Source organism: Streptomyces sp. NPDC104381 (genome assembly GCF_055583745.1).
The window spans coordinates 475,217-494,557 of record NZ_JBVJNK010000007.1; the positions used below are offsets into that span (position 1 = coordinate 475,217).

Below are 19,341 nucleotides of genomic sequence, written 5' to 3' on the forward strand. Positions count from 1 at the left end.
CGCTCCCCCCTCTCGGGGCCTTCCGTCGCCGTGAGCGGCAGGCGTTTCCCGCCGGGGCGGGCGATTTCGGGTCCTGGCCGTTCGCACGGGTGCCCAATCCTCATAAGGTGAGCAGTATTGAACTGTACGGACGGTCGAGGAGGACCTGCGGTGAGCGAGACGAGCCCCAAGCTGCGCGCCGAGCTGGACGGCGTCCCTGCGTATGTGCCGGGCAAGCCGGCGTCCGCGGAGGGACCGGTGGCCTTCAAGCTGTCCTCCAACGAGAACCCGTATCCCCCGCTGCCCGGCGTCATGGAGTCCGCCCTGGCCGCGGCCGCGAGCTTCAACCGGTACCCGGACATGGCCTGTACCGGCCTGATGAACGAGCTGGCCGACCGGTTCGCCGTGCCGGTCTCCCACCTGGCCACCGGCACGGGCTCGGTCGGTGTCGCCCAGCAGCTGCTCCAGGCCACCTCGGGCCCGGGTGACGAGGTCATCTATGCCTGGCGCTCGTTCGAGGCGTACCCGATCATCACGCAGGTCAGCGGCGCCACGTCGGTCAAGGTTCCGCTGACCGACGGCGAGGTGCACGACCTCGACGCCATGGCCGGCGCGGTCACCGACCGCACGCGGATGATCTTCGTCTGCAACCCCAACAACCCGACCGGCACGGTGGTGCGCCGGGCCGAGCTCGAGCGGTTCCTCGACCGCGTCCCGGACGATGTCCTGGTCGTGCTCGACGAGGCGTACAAGGAGTTCATCCGGGACGCCGACGTGCCGGACGGCATCGAGATCTACCGTGAGCGGCCCAATGTCGCGGTGCTGCGGACCTTCTCCAAGGCGTACGGCCTCGCGGGCCTGCGGGTCGGCTTCGCGGTGGCGCACGAGCCCGTGGCGGCCGCGCTGCGCAAGACGGCCGTGCCCTTCGGTGTCAGCCAGGTCGCGCAGGACGCTGCGGTCGCCTCGCTGCGTGCCGAGGACGAGCTGCTCGGGCGGGTCGGATCGCTGGTCGTCGAGCGGTCCCGGGTGTACGACGGGCTCGTGCGGCAGGGCTGGACCGTTCCGGAGTCCCAGGCGAACTTCGTCTGGCTGCGGCTGGGGGACCGCACGCTCGAATTCGCCGGGGTCTGTGAGCGGGCGGGTGTGGTCGTCCGGCCGTTCGCCGGCGAGGGGGTGCGGGTCACGATCGGGGAGGCCGAGGCCAACGACGTGTTCCTGAAGGTGGCGGAATCCTTCCGCCAGGAGCGGTAGCCGCACGACTGCTCCCGGACCTCCGGCGGCCCCGGACCTCGGCGACCGAGGTCCGGGGCCGCCGTGTTCTCCCTGCTCCGACGGCCCCCGCCCGTGCCCGGAGGCCTGTCCGGTTTCGGGTGGCTCGGCCGGGTCGGCCGGAAAGCACCCCCCACTCGATGGGCTCGAAGGCATGTGCGCCATAATTGCTTGTGAATGTGAACGCGTTCACAAGCGCATCCCGTTTCCTCCCGTGATCGGGTGGTTCGACGGGCGGCCCGTGGGTGTGATCGCGGCGACGTAAGGAGAAGAGTCGTGGACCTGGCTCTGGCACCAGAGACCCTGGCGCGCTGGCAGTTCGGCATCACCACCGTCTACCACTTCCTGTTCGTCCCCCTGACGATCTCTCTTGCCGCGCTCACCGCCGGCCTGCAGACCGCCTGGGTGCGCACGGACAACGAGAAGTACCTCAGGGCCACCAAGTTCTGGGGCAAGCTTTTCCTGATCAACATCGCCATGGGTGTGGTCACCGGCATCGTCCAGGAGTTCCAGTTCGGGATGAACTGGTCCGACTACTCGCGGTTCGTCGGCGACGTCTTCGGCGCCCCGCTCGCCTTCGAGGCGCTGATCGCGTTCTTCTTCGAGTCCACCTTCATCGGGCTGTGGATCTTCGGCTGGGACAAGCTGCCGAAGAAGATCCACCTCGCCTGCATCTGGATGGTGTCCATAGGCACCATCCTCTCGACGTTCTTCATCCTGGCCGCCAACTCCTGGATGCAGCACCCGGTCGGCTACCGGATCAACGAGGAGCGCGGGCGCGCCGAGCTGACCGACTTCTGGCACGTGCTCACGCAGAGCACCGCGCTCGCCCAGTTCTTCCACACGATCACCGCCGCGTTCCTCGTGGGCGGCGCGTTCATGGTCGGTATCGCCGCCTTCCACCTGGCGCGGAAGAGGCACATCCGTGTGATGCGGACCTCACTGCGGCTCGGACTGGTCACCGTCGTGATCGCCGGCCTGCTGACCGCCGTCAGCGGTGACGTCCTCGGCAAGGTGATGTTCAAGCAGCAGCCCATGAAGATGGCCGCGGCCGAGGCCCTGTGGGAGGGCGAGGACGGAGCACCCTTCTCGCTCTTCGCGGTGGGCGACGTCGCCAAGGGGCACAACACCGTGGAGATCTCGATCCCCGGCGTGCTGTCCTTCCTCGCGGACGACACCTTCACCTCGTACATCCCCGGCATCAACGACATCAACAAGGCGGAGCAGGAGAAGTACGGCCCTGGCGACTACCGGCCCAACATCCCGGTCGCGTTCTGGAGCTTCCGCTGGATGATCGGCTTCGGCATGGCCTCCTTCAGCCTCGGCATCCTGGGGCTCTGGCTGACCCGGAGAAAGTTCATGCTCCCGGAGGCGATGCGCACCGGCGAGGACGACGTACCGAATCTGGTGCTCTTCAAGAACAAGGCCCTGAGCCCCAAGCTCGCCAGGCTCTACTGGATCACCGCCCTCTGGACCATGCTCTTCCCTTTGATCGCCAACTCCTGGGGCTGGATCTTCACCGAGATGGGACGCCAGCCCTGGGTGGTGTACGGCGTCTTCCAGACCCGCGACGCGGTCTCCCCGGGCGTCTCACAGGCGGAGGTGCTCACCTCCATGATCGGCTTCACGGCGCTCTACGCGGTGCTCGCCGTCGTCGAGGTCAAGCTCCTCCTGAAGTACGTCAAGGCCGGACCGCCCGAGCTCACCGAGGCCGACCTCAACCCGCCCACCCGGATCGGCGGTCACGACCAGGACGCCGACCGGCCGATGGCCTTCTCCTACTGAGAGCAAGCGGAGCTGAGAGATGGAACTCCACGACGTCTGGTTCGTGCTCATCGCCGTCCTGTGGACCGGCTACTTCTTCCTGGAGGGATTCGACTTCGGCATCGGGGTCCTCACCAAGCTGCTGGCCCGCGACCGCAAGGAGCGGCGGGTCCTGATCAACACGATCGGGCCGGTCTGGGACGGGAACGAGGTGTGGCTGCTCAGCGCGGGCGGCGCGACCTTCGCGGCCTTCCCGGAGTGGTACGCCACCCTGTTCTCCGGTTTCTACCTGCCCCTGCTGCTCATCCTGCTCTGCCTGATCGTGCGCGGGGTGGCCTTCGAGTACCGGGCGAAGCGGCCCGAGGAGCGGTGGCAGACCAACTGGGAGCACGCGATCTTCTGGACCTCGCTGATCCCGGCCGTCCTCTGGGGCGTGGCCTTCGGGAACATCGTCCGCGGCGTGAAGATCGACGCCGACATGGAGTACGTCGGCAACCTCTGGGACCTGCTGAACCCGTACGCCCTCCTCGGCGGGCTGGTCACGCTGTTCCTCTTCACCTTCCATGGCGCGGTGTTCGCCGCGCTGAAGACCGTCGGGGACATCAGGGCGCGTGCCCGGGGTCTGGCCCTCAAGCTGGGCCTGGCCACCGCCGTACTCGTACTGGGCTTCCTGGCCTGGACCCAGGCGGACAACGGCAACGGCTGGAGCCTGGCCGCGATGATCACGGCGGTGGTGGCGCTGGTCGTGGCCATCGGCGCCATCGCGGCGGGACGCGAGGGCTGGTCGTTCGCGTTCTCCGGGGTGACCATCACGGCGGCGGTGGCCATGCTCTTCCTGACGCTCTTCCCGAACGTGATGCCCTCCTCGCTGAACGACGCCTGGAACCTGACGGTCTCCAATGCCTCGTCCAGCCCGTACACCCTCAAGATCATGACGTGGTGTGCCGGGATCGCCACCCCTGTGGTGCTGCTCTACCAGGGCTGGACGTACTGGGTGTTCCGCAAGCGCATCGGTACGCACCACATCGCCGACGCGCACTGAACGAGCGAACGACATGAGTCCACTGGGGAGCTGTTTCACGTGAAACCGATCGACCCGCGCCTGCTCCGGTACGCCCGGGCCACCCGGTTCTTCCTTGCGGCCGTGGTGGCGCTGGGTCTGGTCGGGGCGGGCCTGGTCATCGCCCAGGCCATGCTCGTCGCCGAAGTGGTGGTGGGCGGGTTCGAGGACGGCCTGACCGTTTCCGGGCTCCGCACACCCCTGCTTCTGCTCGCCGCTGTCGCTCTGGGGCGGGCGCTCGTGGCCTGGCTGACCGAACTGGCCGCGTACCGGGCGAGTTCCGCGGTCAAGTCCGAGCTGCGTGGGCGGCTCATGGAACGCGCCTCGGGCCTGGGGCCGGACTGGCTGGGCGGGCAGCGCACGGGTTCGCTGATCGCTCTGGCCACCCGGGGTGTCGACGCCCTCGACGACTACTTCTCCCGCTATCTCCCCCAGCTCGGCCTCGCGGTCGTCGTACCGGTGGCCGTGCTGGCCCGGATCGTCACCGAGGACTGGGTCTCGGTGGCGATCATCGTGGTGACGCTGCCGCTGATCCCGCTCTTCATGATTCTCATCGGATGGGCCACCCAGTCCCGGATGGACCGTCAGTGGAAGCTGCTGTCACGGCTCTCCGGGCACTTCCTGGACGTGGTCGCCGGACTGCCGACGCTGAAGGTGTTCGGGCGGGCGAAGGCGCAGGCGGAGTCGATCCGCAGCATCACCTCGCAGTACCGCAGGGCCACGCTGAAGACGCTCCGGATCGCCTTCCTCTCCTCCCTCGCCCTGGAACTGCTGGCGACCCTCTCGGTGGCCCTGGTCGCGGTGACGATCGGGATGCGGCTCGTCCATGGCGAGCTCGACCTCTACACGGGCCTGGTGGTCCTCATCCTGGCGCCGGAGGCGTATCTGCCCATCCGCCAGGTCGGCGCCCAGTACCACGCGGCCGCGGAAGGGCTCTCGGCCGCGGAGGAGATCTTCGCGGTGCTGGAGACCGAGCCCGCGGCCGGCGGATCCCTGGACGTACCCGCGTCCCTCCGGCTGGAACTTGAGAGCGTGACGGTCCGGCACGAGGGCAGGACCGAACCCTCGCTGGACGGGGCCTCGCTCGTGGTCGAGCAGGGCGAGACCGTCGCCCTGGTCGGCCCCAGCGGCATCGGCAAGTCCACGCTCCTCGGCGTGGTGCTGGGGTTCACCACGCCCGACGAGGGTCGGGTCCGGGTCGGCGGGGCCGATCTGTCCGCCCTCTCCCCCGAACGCTGGCGCGAGCAGATCGCCTGGGTGCCCCAGCGCCCCCACCTCTTCGCGGGGACGATCGCGGAGAACGTGCGCCTGGCCCGCCCGGACGCGGACGACGCGGCCGTCATGGCGGCGCTGCGGGAGGCGGGCGCGTACGACTTCGTGGCAGCGCTGCCGGACGGTGCGGAGACGGAGCTGGGCGAGGAAGGCGCCGGGCTCTCCGCCGGGCAGCGCCAGCGCCTCGCGCTGGCGCGGGCCTTCCTCGCCGACCGGCCTCTGCTGCTGCTCGACGAGCCGACGGCGAGCCTGGACGGCGAGACGGAGGCGGGCATCGTCGAGGCGGTCCGGAGGCTGGCGGCGGGGCGTACGGTGCTGCTGGTCGTGCACCGGCCGGCGCTGCTCGCGGTCGCCGACCGGGTGGTGACGCTGGAACCCGTACGGGCCGGGCGGCAGACGGCGGATGGCGGAGCGGCTGAGGGTGCCCACGCAGCACCGGGCGGGCCGGAGAGCGTCGAGCCCGGTGCTCGGCACGGCGCCGGGCGCCCGCCCGCGCTGTCCCCCGCGCTGTCCCCCGTGCTGTTCAGGGAGACCGCGCCCAGGGCCGGGGGCCGGGTGCTGGCCCGGGTGCGGGAGGCCGCGGGGTCCCAGCACGGGAAGCTCGGCCTGGCGCTGCTGCTGGGCAGCCTCGCCGTGGGGTCGTCGGTCGGCCTCATGGCCGTCTCCGGCTGGCTGATCTCACGCGCCTCCGAGCAGCCCCCGGTTCTGTATCTGATGGTCGCGGTCACCGCGACCCGGGCCTTCGGCATGGGCCGGGCCGTCTTCCGCTACGCGGAGCGGCTGGTGTCCCACGATGCCGTGCTCAGGATGCTCGCCGATCTCAGGGTGGCGGTGTACCGCGGCCTGGAGCGGATCGCGCCCGCCGGCCTCCGGGCCACGCGGCGGGGCGACCTGCTGTCCCGGCTGGTCTCCGACGTGGACGCGTTGCAGGACTACTGGCTGCGCTGGCTGCTGCCCGCCGCGACCGCGCTCCTGGTCGGGACCGGGGCTGCCGCCTTCACCGGCTGGCTGCTGCCGGAGGCGGGCGCGGTCCTGGCCGCGGGGCTGCTCCTCGCGGGCGTGGGCGTGCCGTGGCTGAGCGGCGTCTGCGCACGTCGTGCCGAGCGCCGGCTGGCGCCCGCCCGGGCCGCGTTGGCCGTACGCGTCGCCGATCTGCTCGGCGGTACCGCCGAGCTGACCGTCGCCGGTGCGCTGCCCGCCCGCAAGGAGGAGGTGCGTGCGGCGGACGGCGTCCTGACACGGATCGCCTCGCGCGCGGCGACCGCGACCGCGCTGGGGGGCGGGCTGTCCGCCCTGGTCTGCGGGCTCACCGTCGTGGGCGCGGCGATCGTGGCGCTGCCCGCGGTGGCGGACGGACGGCTGGCCGGGGTCGAACTCGCCGTGGTCGTCCTCACGCCCCTGGCGGCGTTCGAGGCCGTGACGGGACTCCCGCTGGCGGTGCAGTACCGCCAACGGGTCCGGCGGAGCGCGGAGCGGGTCTACGAGGTGCTGGACGCTCCCGTGCCGGTCGTGGAACCGGCGGAGCCCGCCGAGGCGCCCGCCTCGCCCTTCCCGCTCGACGTACGAGGGCTGTCGGCCCGGTACGAGGGCGCGGAGCGCGACGCACTGCACGCGGTCGACCTGACGCTCCACGCCGGCAAGCGGGTCGCCGTCGTCGGCCCGTCCGGTTCGGGAAAGACCACGCTCGCCCAGGTCCTGCTCCGCTTCCTGGACGCCCGGGAGGGGACGTACCGTCTCGGCGGTGTCGAAGCGGCCTCGCTGGACGGCGACACGGTCCGGACCTTCGTGGGACTGTGCGCCCAGGACGCCCACGTCTTCGACAGCTCCATCCGCGAGAACCTGCGGCTCGCCCGCACCGACGCGACGGACGGACAACTGCGGGACGCCCTGGCCGCCGCCCGCCTGCTGGACTGGACCGAGGCGCTGCCCCACGGTCTCGACACGCTGGTGGGTGAACACGGGGCCCGGCTGTCGGGCGGCCAGCGGCAGCGGCTGGCGCTGGCCCGCGCGCTCCTCGCCGACTTCCCCGTGCTCGTGCTCGACGAGCCCGCGGAACACCTGGACCTGGCCACGGCGGACGCGCTGACCGAGGATCTGCTGGCCGCCACCCAGGGGCGTACGACCGTGCTGATCACCCATCGGCTGGCGGGCATCGAGGCGGTGGACGAGGTCCTGGTGCTGGACGGGGGCCGGGTGGTGCAGCAGGGGCCGTACGCCGCCCTCGCCGCGCAGGACGGGCCGCTGCGCGGGATGCTCGCTCGTGAACAGGAGCCGGTGGGCACGGAGCCGGCGCGGACGCGGCCGGTGGAGGCGGTGGCTGCGCCGGCCTGAGCACGACGAGCGGCACTGATCCCGACTTTCCGGACCATTGCGCACTTATTAGGCTCAGGCCATGGCAGAGCAGGAGCCGCAGGACCCGGAAGGTGCTCCCGAAAACGCGCAGCAGCGCGCCGGGCCCCTGCGGGGGCTCTCGGCGGAACTGACCGCGCGGGTGCCGCAGCTGCTGGAAGCCACCAGGTCCGTCGGCACGGGCCTCGAACTGCACTCCACGCTGGAGCGCATCTGCGAGACCGCGGCGGAACTCGCCCACGCCCGCTACGCGGCCATCGGCGTCGTCGAACGGCCCGGTGAGAGTCTCTGCGACTTCATCACCCACGGGGTGCCCGACGACGTCGCCCGGGCGATCGGCCGGCCGCCCGACGGGCACACGGGTCTGCTGGGCGCACTGATCGAGGACGGTGTGCCGATCAGCCTGGAGGATCTGGCGGCGGATCCCCGCTTCGCCGGATTCCCGGCCGCCCACCCGAAGATGCGCACGTTCCTGGGGGTCCCGATCCGGGTCCAGGGGAAGATCTTCGGCAACCTCTATGTGATGGAGAAGCACGGCGGGGGCGCGTTCGGCGACGACGAACTGCACATGCTGCGCGTGCTGGCCACGGAGGCGGGCATCGCCATCGGCCACGCCCGGACGTACGACGCCGCGCGGCAGCGGGAACAGTGGATCGACGGTTCGGTGGCCGTCACCACCGCCCTGCTCTCGGCCGGGGACGCCGACGAGGCGCTCGGTGTCGTCGCCGAGCAGGCGCGCCGCCTCGCCGACGCCGCGGCCGGGATCGTGCTGCTGCCGGCCGCGGAGGGAGGCCTGGAGATCGTCGCCGTCGCCGGGGACAAGCCGTCCGCGTCCCTGGGCGTCATCATCCCGCCGCAGAGCCCTGTGGTGGCGGCGCTCCTGAGGGGTGAGGAGGTCTTCCTGGACGACTCGGCGACCGATCCCCGCATGCTCACCAGGCTGGCCGACCGGTTCGGCCCGCACATGCTGCTCCCCCTGCGCAGCGGCGGCCGGGTGCTCGGGGCGCTGTCCATCCCGCGGGTCCGGGGCGGCCGGCCGTTCACACGGGCGGAGAGGACGCTGGCCAGCCACTTCGCCGCGCAGGCAGCCCTGGCGCTGAAACTGGCCGAGGCGCAGCGCGCACGGGAGAGGCTCGCCGTCTACGAGGACCGCGACCGTATCGCCAGGGACCTCCACGACCTGGTCATCCAGCGGCTGTTCGCCACCGGCATCATGCTGGAGGGCGCTCAGCGACGCTCACCGGTCCCTGCCGTGCAGGCCGGCATCGGGCGGGCCGTGGACGAACTGGACGTGACCATCCAGGAGATCCGTACGGCCATCTTCGCGCTCCAGCAGGAACCGTCGGAGGCGCCCTCGGGGTTGCGGACCCGGGTGATGCGGGAGATCAACATGGCCGCGGTGCCTCTGGGGTTCATGCCCTCGCACCGTTTCCTGGGGCCCGTCGATTCGCTGGTGGGGGAGCTCGCCGGCAAGAACCTCATCGCGGCTCTGCGCGAGGCCCTGTCCAACACGTTCCGTCACGCGGGGGCCTCGCGCGTCGAGGTGACGGTGGACGCGACCGCCGTGCTGCCGGACGGGCGGGACGCGGTCCGGCTGACGGTCGCGGACGACGGGGTGGGGATCCCGGACGGAGGCAGGCGCAGCGGCCTGCGCAACCTGGCGCGGCGTGCCGAGTCGCTCGGCGGTGCGAGCTGGTTCGGGCCGGGGCCCGGTGAGGGGGCCGGCGGCACGACGGTGACCTGGCAGGTTCCGCTCTGACGCGGGTTCCGGCAGTCCCGACCCCGGCGGCGTACGTCCTCGGAGCCCGCTCAGCGCGCTGCGAGGATCCGCTCGATGACGACCGCGACGCCGTCCTCGTCGTTGGTGAGGGTCACACCGGACGCGGCGGCGACGGCGGCTGGGTGGGCGTTGCCCATGGCGAACGAGGCGCCGGCCCAGCTCAGCATCTCCACGTCGTTGGGCATGTCCCCGAACGCGACGACCTCACCGGCGGTGATGCCGCGTTCCGCGCAGCAGGCGGCGAGCGTACGGGCCTTGGAGACGCCGAGTCCGCTGATCTCCAGCAGTGCGGTGGGGCTGGACCGGGTGAACGACGCCTGGTCCCCCGCCAGTTCGCGAGCCAACGTGAGGAAGGCGTCCGGGGCCAGTTCGGGGTGGTGCGCGAGGACCTTCAGGACCGGCGTACCGCTGCCGGGGACCTCCTCGTGGAGCAGCTTCTCCGCGACGGCGACCGTGGCACCCGGGTCCATGTGGAACGGGGGGTAGGCCGGTTCGTAGTGGATGCCGGTGGCGAGCTCGACGGCGAAGGACACCCCGGGCGCGGACTCACGCAGGATGTCGACCACGGCCAGGGCGATCCCCCGGTCCAGCGGGTGGACGTCGAGCAGCGTCCCGTCGTGGAGATCGACGACCGCGGCTCCGTTCGCGCAGATCGCCATGCCGTGGCCCTGCACATGGGGGCTGACGACCTCCATCCAGCGGGCGGGCCTTCCGGTGACGAAGAAGACCTCGATGCCGGCCTCCTCGGCGGCTGCCAGGGCGGCGATCGTACGGTCCGACAGGGTCTTGTCGTCCCGTAGGAGGGTGCCGTCCAGATCGGTGGCGATCAGCCGGGTCACGGCAGGCAGAGGCGAGTCGGTAGCTGAGGTCACGCGCCCATTCTCCCGTACGGAGTCGCACGGGCGTGCAGAGGGGCGCCCATCTGAGAGCGCGAGTCCGTGAGCTGCGGAACATGCCGCAGGCATATGCCTAGGGCTCCCGGAGCGAGATCGCCCAGGCCGGAGGGTCGGAGCGCTCTTCCCTCCGGGCCGGCGACGGCGGCCGAGTGGTCAGCCGAGCTGCGCCAGGGCGTCGGTGGCGATCCGTTCGAACAGGTCGGTGTCCATGGCGAAGACCGAGTCCGGCACCGGCCAGTGGACGACGATCTCGGTGAATCCGAGGTCGAAGTGCGTCCCCGCGAAGTCCACGAACGCGTCGAAGGACCGCAGCGGCCGGCCGGGGGTGAAACCGGTCAGAAGGATCTTGTCCAGCTCGGAGACGTCCCGGCCGGTCTCCTCGCAGGCCGCGCCGAGCCGGCTGATCTGCCCGCGGACAGCGGCCACGGACTGCTCGGGGGTGCCGTTCTCGTACAGCTTCGGGTCACCGGTGGTCACCCATGCCTGGCCGTACCGTGCCGCGAGCTTCAGGCCGCGCGGCCCGGTGGCGGCGACCGCGAAGGGCAGCCGGGGGCGCTGTACGCAGCCGGGGATGTTCCGGGCCTCGTTCGCGGCGTAGAAACGGCCCTCCTGCGTCACGGACGGCTCCCGGAGCAGCCGGTCGAGCAGCGGGACGAACTCGTCGAAGTGGTCGGCGCGTTCACGGGGTGTCCACGGCTCCTCGTCGCTCCCGCGCAGTGTGGTGGCGTCGAAGCCGTTGCCACCGGCGCCGATTCCGAGGGTGATCCGGCCGTCGGAGACGTCGTCGAGGGTGATGAGGTCCTTGGCGAGTGTCACCGGGTGGCGGAAGTTGGGGGAGGTGACGAGCGTGCCCAGGCGCAGCCGCTCGGTGGCCGCGGCGGCGGCCGTGAGCGTCGGAACGGCCCCGAACCACGGGCCGTCGCGGAACGTCCGCCAGGACAGATGGTCGTAGGTGTACGCCGCGTGGAATCCCAGCTCCTCGGCGCGTACCCACAGGGGCCGGCCGCCGTCGTGCCAGCGACGGATGGGCAGGATCACGGTGCTCAGTCGACGGGAGGAGGTCATGGCCCCGACTCTACGGCGATGTCTCCGGGGCTCCGTAGGACACCTGCGGCGGGGGCGACGGGAGGAACGTCAGAGGCCCGGGCGACCTGTGGGAGGTGTCATTCCCGCAGGCGCAGGAAGGCCGGCGGGACGGCGTCGGTGAGCCACACGCCGTTCGCGCTGACATGGAAGAGGTACCCGGCCCGGTGCATCGCTCCCGCGTCCACGGCGAGGACGACCGGGGCGCCCCGCCGGGCGCCGACACGGACCGCGGTCTCGCGGTCGGGCGAGAGGTGGACATGGTGGCGGTTCATGGGCCGGAGCCCTTCGGTGCGGATCGCGTCGAGCACCCGCGCCACGGTGCCGTGATAGAGGTACGCCGGCGGCTCGGCCGGTGGCAGGCCGAGGTCGACGGTGACGGAGTGGCCCTGGTTCGCGCGGATGCGGTCGCCGTCCAGAGTGAACCGCTGCTTGTCGTTGACCGCGACGACGTGGTCGAGGTCGTCGCGGGTGAGGGTGAAACCGTGCCGGGCGCAGGCCCGCAGCAGTTCGTCGACGGCTACCCAGCCGTGAGGGTCGAGACTGATCCCGATCCGGCCGGGTTCATGCCGCAGATGCTTCGAGAGGTACTTGGACACCTTGACGGTGCGTCGTTCGTCCATCGCGCCAGAGTGCCTGTGCCTCTCCTCCCGACGCACCTCGATTTCATCCGGCGTTCGCTGCGTCCATTGGTGTGAACAGGTTTGATCCACAGCCAACTCATGTTATCCACAGGTAGTTTGGCGATTCTGTGGACAAGTCCTGTCGCATATGCGGTATTTGTCCAACTGGGCGGCCTGCGAAGCCTTTTCATATCCACAGAGGGCGGCGGCAGGTCGAACGAGCCTGAAGGACAAGGGACATGGGCAAGTGAGCTGCTGGCTATGGGCAGTTCAGCAAAGCGGTCGCGCGCCGGGGGCGTTGGGAGATTCACACCCTCAACGCCCCGCGCTACAGCGGTGGCTTCACCCGCGCGAGTCCGCGCAGGAGCCGAGGGCTGAGCGATGACAGCAGTCGGGCCCCACGCGCCTCCGGTGTCACCGGCACCACCGCGCGGTTGTGCACCACCGCCCCGAGGATCGCCTGAGCCACCTTCTCCGCAGGGTAGTTGCGCAAGGAGTAGAGCCGGGCGGTCCGCTTCCGGAGACGGGCTTCCTCCGCCTCGTCGACCCCGGCGAAGTGCGCGGTGCCGGTGATCCCGGTGTTGACGACACCCGGGCAGATGGCGCTGACCCCGATGGACTGCTCGGCCAGTTCGGCGCGCAGGCATTCACTGAGCATCAGCACCGCTGCCTTGGAGGTGCTGTACGCGGGCAGCACGCGTGAGGGCTGATAGGCGGCAGCCGAGGCGACGTTGACCATGTGGCCGCCCTGACCACGCTCGGCCATCTGCCGGCCGAAGATCCGGCAGCCGTGGATGACACCCCAGAGATTGGTGTCGAGGACCTTCCTCCAGTCCTCGCTCGTCGTGTCGAGGAAGGCACCGGACAGTCCGACACCCGCGTTGTTCACCAGGACGTCCACGACGCCGAGTTCGGCGGCGACCTTCGCGCCGAGCTTCTCCATCGCCTGTTCGTCGCCGACATCCACCACCTCTCCCCACGCGGCGGGTGCACCGGCGAGGAGGGCGTCTTCCACTGTCCGGGCAACGCCCTCGGCGTCCAGGTCCACGGCGATCACCCGCGCGCCGGCCTCGGCGAAGGCCAGCGCCGTCGCGCGCCCGATGCCCGAGGCGGCACCGGTCACCAGGACCAACTGCCCGCCGAAGCGGTCCGCATGGGCGCCTGCGGCCACCGCCACCGGTGCCGCCGAGCCGTCGGAAGCGTCCAGGCCGCCGGACTCCACGCCGTCGGCGAACTCACCGATCCAGGAGGCCAGCTGATCCGGCCGGGTGCGCGGGACCCAGTGCTTCGCGGGCAGGGTGCGTCGCACCAACCGGGGCGCCCAGGTGTCCAGTTCGTCGTAGAGGGACGGCGAGAGGAAGGCGTCACCGGTCGGCGTGATCAGCTGCACCGACACATGGGCGTGCGCGTCCGGACGCGGGTGGCGCAGACGGGAGCGGATGTTGTCGCGGTAGAGCCAGGCCCCGTGGGACGCGTCCCGGGGGAGCGACGCCGTCGGATAGCCGTCCGCCGGCACCTTCTCCATCCGCTGCAGAATCCGCGGCCACCGCCTGCCCAGCGCCCCGCGCCAGGCCATCTCGGGCAGGGCCGGTGTGTGCAGCGCGTACACGTACCAGGACTTGGCGCCCTGGCCGAGCAGCTGCGCCACTCCACGCGGGTCCGGGTGGGCCACGCGCCGCTTGATCCAGTGCCCGAAGTGGTCGAGGGAAGGGCCGGACATCGATGTGAACGAGGCGATACGGCCCTGGGTCCGCTCCACCGTCGCGAACTCCCAGGACTGGACCGAACCCCAGTCGTGGCCGACCACATGGACGGGCCGGTCCGGGCTCACGGCATCCGCGACGGCCAGGAAGTCATCGGTCAGCTTCTCCAGCGTGAAGCCTCCACGCAGCGGCTTGGGCGCCGTCGACCTGCCGTGGCCCCGGACGTCGTAGAGGACCACGTGCCAGCGCTCGGCCAGCCGTCCCGCGACCTCCGACCAGACCTCCTTGCTGTCCGGATAGCCGTGCACCAGCACGATCGTCGGCTGTGCGGGATCGCCCAGCTCGGCGACACACAGCTCGATCCCGCCCGTACGAACCCAGCGCTCACGCGCGTCTCGCAGCTCCACGCCGCCTCCTCGTCCAGTGCCGGCGTTGCGGTACGCGTCCGTAACGTGACACCGCTGAATGTGGCAACCGACGTACGACCGCGTCAAGGGGTGCCCCGGACCTGTGGACAACCGTGTGTGGACCGACCCCCTTCGGGAGGGGCCCCTACGGGTCCGTACACCTGGAGGCTGACGTGGATACAGCCGTCTGGTCTGACGACTCCTGTGGCGCGCGCCACTACCGTCGAGGACGTGACTGTGATCGCAACCGAAAGCCTGAGCAAGCGGTTCCCGAGGGTGACCGCGCTTGACCGGCTCTCCTTGGACATCGGACCGGGCGTGACCGGCCTGGTGGGTTCCAACGGGGCCGGCAAGTCCACACTGATCAAGATCCTGCTGGGTCTGTCCCCCGCCACCGAAGGCCGGGCCGCGGTGCTCGGGCTCGACGTGGCGACCGAGGGCGCCGCCATCCGGGAGCGGGTCGGGTACATGCCCGAGCACGACTGCCTGCCCCCGGACGTCTCGGCGACCGAGTTCGTGGTCCACATGGCGCGGATGTCCGGGCTGCCGCCCACCGCGGCGCGCGAGCGCACCGCCGACACCCTGCGCCACGTCGGGCTGTACGAGGAGCGCTACCGCCCCATCGGCGGCTACTCGACCGGCATGAAGCAGCGGGTGAAGCTGGCCCAGGCCCTGGTCCACGACCCGAAGCTGGTCCTCCTCGACGAGCCGACCAACGGTCTGGACCCCGTCGGCCGGGACGAGATGCTCGGCCTGATCCGCCGTGTCCACAGCGACTTCGGCATCTCGGTGCTGGTCACCTCGCACCTCCTCGGAGAGCTGGAGAGGACCTGCGACCACGTCGTCGTCATCGACGGCGGCGCGCTGCTGCGCTCCAGCTCCACCAGCGACTTCACCCAGATCACGACGACTCTGGCGGTCGAGGTGACCGACAGCGACACCCATCCTGACGGCACGGACGCCCTGCGCCGGGCTCTCACCGGGGCCGGGGTCAAGCTCGTCGGGCACGACGGCCTCGACGCCGCGGGGCTGCCGGGCGCCGGCCACATCCTCCTGGTGGAGGCGACGGGCGAGGAGACGTACGACGTGGTGCGTGACAGCGTCGCCGGCCTCGGACTGGGGCTCATCCGGATGGAACAGCGGCGCCACCACATCGCCGAGGTCTTCCGTACCGAAGAGGCACCGCGGGCGGCCGTCGCCGCGACCGCGGGTGTCGGACAGCAGAAGGGGAGCGGTCGCGATGAGCACTGAGACCGGGACCGTGGCCGGGAGCGACACCTCCCGGATCCACAACATCGGGTACCGCTCCTACGACGGCGTGCGCCTGGGCCGGGCCTACGCCCGCCGGTCGCTGTACTCGCAGACCCTGCGGGGTTCGTTCGGACTGGGCAGGTCCGCCAAGTCCAAGGTGCTGCCGATGCTGCTGTGCGGGGTGATGTGCCTGGTGTCGCTCATCCTCGTCGCGGTCGCCATCGCCACCCCCGGCATGACGAAACTCCCCATCAAGTACACGGACTTCGCGATCTATCTGCAGGCCGTGATCGGTCTCTTCATCGCCTCCCAGGCGCCGCAGGCCGTGTCCAGGGACCTGCGCTTCAAGAGCGTGCCGCTGTACTTCTCACGGCCGATCGAACGCGTCGACTACGTGCTCGCCAAGTTCACGGCCATGACGTCGGCCCTGCTCATCCTGACCGGGCTGCCCCTGGTCATCCTCTTCGTGGGCGCGCTGCTGGCCAAGTTCGACTTCGCCGATCAGGCCAAGGGCTTCGGACAGGGGATGGTCTCGGTGGCACTGCTCTCCGTGCTGTTCGCCGGGCTGGGACTGGTGGTCGCCGCGCTGACACCGCGCAGGGGCTTCGGTGTCGCCGCCGTGATCGCCGTGCTGACCATCACCTACGGTGCGGTCTCCACGGTCCAGGCGATCGCCTGGCAGACCGATTCGGTCGGCGCCATCACCTGGCTCGGACTGTTCTCGCCGATCACGCTGATCGACGGGGTGCAGACCGCGTTCCTCGGCGCCACCTCCGCCTTCCCCGGCGGCGAGGGGCCCGGAGCCGGGGCCGGCGTGGTCTATCTGCTCGTTGTTCTCGCGCTCGTCGCCGGCTCGTACGCCGTACTGATGCGCCGCTACCGGAGGGTCGGGCTGTGACCACCATCGAGATCGACCACACCTCCCGCTGGTTCGGCAACGTGGTCGCCGTCAACGACGTGAGCATGACCGTGGGGCCCGGAGTCACCGGGCTGCTCGGGCCCAACGGGGCCGGGAAGTCCACGCTGATCAACATGATGGCCGGGTTCCTCGCGCCGTCGACCGGCGAGGTGACGCTCGACGGCACCCGGATCTGGCGCAACGAGGCCGTCTACAAGGCGATCGGGATCGTGCCGGAGCGGGAGGGGATGTACGACTTCCTGACCGGCCGCGAGTTCGTCGTCGCCAACGCCGAGCTCCACGGGCTCGGGGACGCCGCCGCTGCCAAGGCGCTGGCCACGGTCGAGATGGAGTACGCGCAGGACCGCAAGATCTCGACGTACAGCAAGGGCATGCGCCAGCGCGTGAAGATGGCGTCCGCGCTGGTCCACGACCCCTCCGTGCTGCTCCTGGACGAACCGTTCAACGGCATGGACCCGCGCCAGCGGATGCAGCTGATGGAGCTGCTGCGCCGGATGGGGGCCGAGGGCCGTACGGTGCTCTTCTCCTCCCACATCCTCGAAGAGGTCGAGCAGCTGGCCTCGCACATCGAGGTGATCGTGGCCGGCCGCCACGCCGCGTCGGGCGACTTCCGGAAGATCCGCCGGCTGATGACGGACCGGCCGCACCGCTACCTCGTCCGGTCCAGCGACGACCGCGCGCTCGCCGCCGCGCTCATCGCCGATCCGTCGACGGCGGGTATCGAGGTCGACACCACCGAGGGAGCGCTGCTGATCCAGGCCGTCGACTTCGGACGCTTCACCGTGCTGCTGCCGAAGGTCGCGCATGAGAACGGCATCCGGCTGCTCACCGTCTCCCCGTCCGACGAGTCCCTCGAATCGGTCTTTTCCTATCTCGTAGCGGCCTGAGTAGTGGCCTGAAAGGAGCTGTGAAGCGTCATGTACGACCCCACAGTCGCCCGGCTCACCTACCGGGCCCTGCTCGGCCGGCGCCGGGCCGCCATCCTGTTCGTCCTGCCGGTCCTGCTGGTGGCCATCGCCGTGGCGGTACGGGCGTTCGCCGGAGCCGATGACGGCGTCGCCTCCGGCGTGCTGGGCGGTTTCGCCATCGCCACGATGGTCCCGCTCATCGGCGTCATCGCGGGTACCGGCGCCATCGGGCCGGAGATCGACGACGGTTCGATCGTCTACCTGCTCGCCAAGCCGGTGAAGCGGCCCACGATCATCTTCACCAAGCTCATCGTCGCCATCGCCGTGACGATGCTGTTCTCGGCGCTGCCCACGTTCGTCGCGGGCCTGATCCTCAACGGCAACGGGGGACAGATCGCCGTGGCCTACACGATCGCGGCGCTGGTCGCCTCGATCGCGTACAGCGCGCTCTTCCTGCTGCTCGGCACCGTCAGCCGGCACGCCGTCGTCTTCGGCCTGGTGTACGCGCTGGTGTGGGAGGCGCTCTTCGGCAGCCTGGTGCCGGGGGCCAGGACGCTCAGCGTGCAGCAGTGGTCCCTCTCGGTCGCCGAGAAGGTCGCCGGAGAGGGCGTGGTCACCTCGGACGTGGGCCTGCCGCTCGCTACCGTCCTGCTGGTCGGTGTGACGGTCGTGGCCACCTGGTACGCGGGTCAGAAGCTGCGGGCGCTGAAGCTCGCCGGCGAGGAGTGAGACCTGGCCCGCCGCGCCTTCCCGCAACCCCCGCCCCTCGGGCGGGGGTTGTTCCGTGTCCGGGCGGGCGGGTCGCGTGACTGTACGCTTTTCGGCTCGTTGTACAGGGTGCGTGGAGGCAACTGGAATCTGTGGCGTCGAGCTTTCGTGAATTCGGGGAATGCCGGCAGCGGTGAGGCGAGCGCCCGCCCGGCCGGTCATCGAGTGAGTGGCAACCGTGAGCGACCTCCGCCCTCGCAGCCCGGGGACAGGGCGGTCCTTGCCATTCCCACGTACGCACGAGAGGCACAGCCATGCCCACGGAAGTCGCCCTGCTCGAATCCCAAGCCCTCCGGGTCGAGCAGATGGGGCGCGTCGAAGTCCTCGACAAGGTCAAGAGCCTTGTCATGCTCCCGGACGGAATTCACCTTCGCACAGAAGAGGTGGCTCGCTACTTCGAAGTATCCACAACCTCGGTCAGGAGGCTGACGGATCGGCACCAGAAGGAGTTGGTCAGCAACGGCATGACGGTGCTGCGGGGTGCTGAGCTGCACTCCTTCCATAGCGACATGCTGTCGCTATGGAAGGGGGAGGGGTCGGAAAGTTATCCACAGGCAGCGACCCAGCTTCGGCTCTACACCCGCAGGACCGTGCTCAACGTCGCCATGCTTCTTCGCGACAGCGACATCGCGCGCAGTGTCCGTACCCACCTGCTCGACGCGGAGGAGGAGCTCAGGGCCTCCTATGTCTCGCTGGACCGCCGCGTCACCCGCATCGAGGGCTGCCTCGCCGATGTGGGAAGCGCGCTCCAGGAGCTGGGTCCGGTGCTCGGCCGGATGTCGCAGCGGCTCGACTCCCTCGATCGGAAGCTCGATGTGACGTACCAGGTCGTCGGGGCGATCAGCCTTCGGCTCACCGATGTCTCGCAGGACGTCATCCGGCTCGATGCCCGCATGGACGACCTCGCGCACCGGCTGAGGGATCTGGGCCGCCGCAGGAGCGGCTGACCGCAGGGCCGGGGGCCACCGGATAAATGGGTGGTCCCCGGACGCCGGTCTCGGGCACAGTGAGGGGGACGGCGCGGTACGGCGCCGTTCACTCGGACCGGGAGAGGAGCGCGGCGATGACCAGGAGTCCGAGTCCGTCGTGTTCCCGACAGGGCGGTCCGCAGCCGGCACCGCGGTAGCTTCATCAGCTGCCTGCGCAGTCGCCGCGGCAGGACCCCCGGGTGGCCCTTCGCGCGTTTCGCGCGCCGGCCACCTCCCGGAGGATTGGCCGAGTGGGAAGGCAGCGGCTTGCTAAGCCGTCGTCGGGGTGCGAGCCCCGCGCGCGTTCGATCCGCGCATCCTCCGCCGAAGCCGAAGCCGAAG

At 70.5% G+C, this 19,341-nt stretch carries 14 protein-coding genes and 1 tRNA gene; 11 read left to right on the forward strand and 4 right to left on the reverse strand.

The annotated features are described in order from the left end of the window. Nucleotides 1–150: 150 nt before the first annotated feature. The 5 genes from hisC (at nucleotide 151) to ACZ607_RS26510 (ending at nucleotide 9,452) form a co-directional block, all read left to right on the forward strand. Complete coding sequence (gene hisC, locus ACZ607_RS26490; RefSeq protein ID WP_469738458.1) at nucleotides 151–1,230, forward strand: histidinol-phosphate transaminase; 1,080 nt, start codon at nucleotides 151–153, stop codon at nucleotides 1,228–1,230. A gap of 294 nt (nucleotides 1,231–1,524) precedes the next feature. Next, nucleotides 1,525–3,033 (forward strand): cytochrome ubiquinol oxidase subunit I, encoded by a 1,509-nt coding sequence (locus tag ACZ607_RS26495; protein WP_469738460.1) that lies wholly within the window; start codon nucleotides 1,525–1,527, stop codon nucleotides 3,031–3,033. A 19-nt stretch (nucleotides 3,034–3,052) separates the two neighbouring features. Next, nucleotides 3,053–4,054 (forward strand): cytochrome d ubiquinol oxidase subunit II, encoded by a 1,002-nt coding sequence (gene cydB / locus ACZ607_RS26500; protein ID WP_469738462.1) that lies wholly within the window; start codon nucleotides 3,053–3,055, stop codon nucleotides 4,052–4,054. 39 nt (nucleotides 4,055–4,093) lie between these two features. After that, on the forward strand, nucleotides 4,094–7,675 hold the full coding sequence (gene cydD, locus ACZ607_RS26505) for a thiol reductant ABC exporter subunit CydD (RefSeq protein WP_469738464.1): 3,582 nt from the start codon (nucleotides 4,094–4,096) through the stop codon (nucleotides 7,673–7,675). A gap of 61 nt (nucleotides 7,676–7,736) precedes the next feature. Next, on the forward strand, nucleotides 7,737–9,452 hold the full coding sequence (locus ACZ607_RS26510) for a sensor histidine kinase (protein WP_469738466.1): 1,716 nt from the start codon (nucleotides 7,737–7,739) through the stop codon (nucleotides 9,450–9,452). A 50-nt stretch (nucleotides 9,453–9,502) separates the two neighbouring features. On the opposite strand, the gene ACZ607_RS26515 is transcribed toward ACZ607_RS26510, so the two are convergent. The 4 genes from ACZ607_RS26515 to ACZ607_RS26530 form a co-directional block, all read right to left on the reverse strand. Beyond that, nucleotides 9,503–10,345 carry a Cof-type HAD-IIB family hydrolase gene (locus ACZ607_RS26515; protein WP_469738468.1) on the reverse strand — a complete coding sequence of 281 codons (843 nt, stop codon included), beginning with the start codon at nucleotides 10,343–10,345 and terminating at the stop codon, nucleotides 9,503–9,505. Between the two features lie 177 nt (nucleotides 10,346–10,522). Then, a complete protein-coding gene (locus ACZ607_RS26520; protein WP_469738470.1) occupies nucleotides 10,523–11,434 on the reverse strand; it encodes an LLM class flavin-dependent oxidoreductase in 912 nt (303 codons plus the stop codon). A 98-nt stretch (nucleotides 11,435–11,532) separates the two neighbouring features. Next, nucleotides 11,533–12,075 (reverse strand): RNA 2'-phosphotransferase, encoded by a 543-nt coding sequence (locus ACZ607_RS26525; RefSeq protein ID WP_469738472.1) that lies wholly within the window; start codon nucleotides 12,073–12,075, stop codon nucleotides 11,533–11,535. Nucleotides 12,076–12,403: 328 nt separating this feature from the next. Then, the gene (locus ACZ607_RS26530) at nucleotides 12,404–14,185 is read right to left on the reverse strand and encodes an SDR family oxidoreductase (protein WP_469738474.1); all 1,782 of its coding nucleotides are present in this window, start codon (nucleotides 14,183–14,185) and stop codon (nucleotides 12,404–12,406) included. A 237-nt stretch (nucleotides 14,186–14,422) separates the two neighbouring features. Between ACZ607_RS26530 and ACZ607_RS26535 the strand changes: the two genes are divergently transcribed. From ACZ607_RS26535 to ACZ607_RS26560, 6 genes are all read left to right on the forward strand, one after another. Further along, nucleotides 14,423–15,436 carry an ABC transporter ATP-binding protein gene (locus tag ACZ607_RS26535; protein ID WP_469738558.1) on the forward strand — a complete coding sequence of 338 codons (1,014 nt, stop codon included), beginning with the start codon at nucleotides 14,423–14,425 and terminating at the stop codon, nucleotides 15,434–15,436. Further along, entirely contained in the window at nucleotides 15,426–16,334 is a 909-nt protein-coding gene (locus tag ACZ607_RS26540; RefSeq protein ID WP_469738476.1) for an ABC transporter permease, read from the forward strand. Before ACZ607_RS26535 ends, ACZ607_RS26540 begins: the two co-directional genes overlap by 11 nt. Beyond that, on the forward strand, nucleotides 16,331–17,242 hold the full coding sequence (locus ACZ607_RS26545) for an ABC transporter ATP-binding protein (RefSeq protein ID WP_469738478.1): 912 nt from the start codon (nucleotides 16,331–16,333) through the stop codon (nucleotides 17,240–17,242). The genes ACZ607_RS26540 and ACZ607_RS26545 overlap by 4 nt, the downstream gene beginning before the upstream one ends. Before the next feature lie 30 nt (nucleotides 17,243–17,272). Beyond that, nucleotides 17,273–17,992 carry an ABC transporter permease gene (locus ACZ607_RS26550; protein WP_469738480.1) on the forward strand — a complete coding sequence of 240 codons (720 nt, stop codon included), beginning with the start codon at nucleotides 17,273–17,275 and terminating at the stop codon, nucleotides 17,990–17,992. Between the two features lie 293 nt (nucleotides 17,993–18,285). Continuing rightward, nucleotides 18,286–18,978 carry a hypothetical protein gene (locus ACZ607_RS26555; RefSeq protein ID WP_469738482.1) on the forward strand — a complete coding sequence of 231 codons (693 nt, stop codon included), beginning with the start codon at nucleotides 18,286–18,288 and terminating at the stop codon, nucleotides 18,976–18,978. Between the two features lie 258 nt (nucleotides 18,979–19,236). Next, nucleotides 19,237–19,323 (forward strand) — tRNA-Ser (locus tag ACZ607_RS26560). The last annotated feature ends 18 nt before the right edge of the window (nucleotides 19,324–19,341 follow it).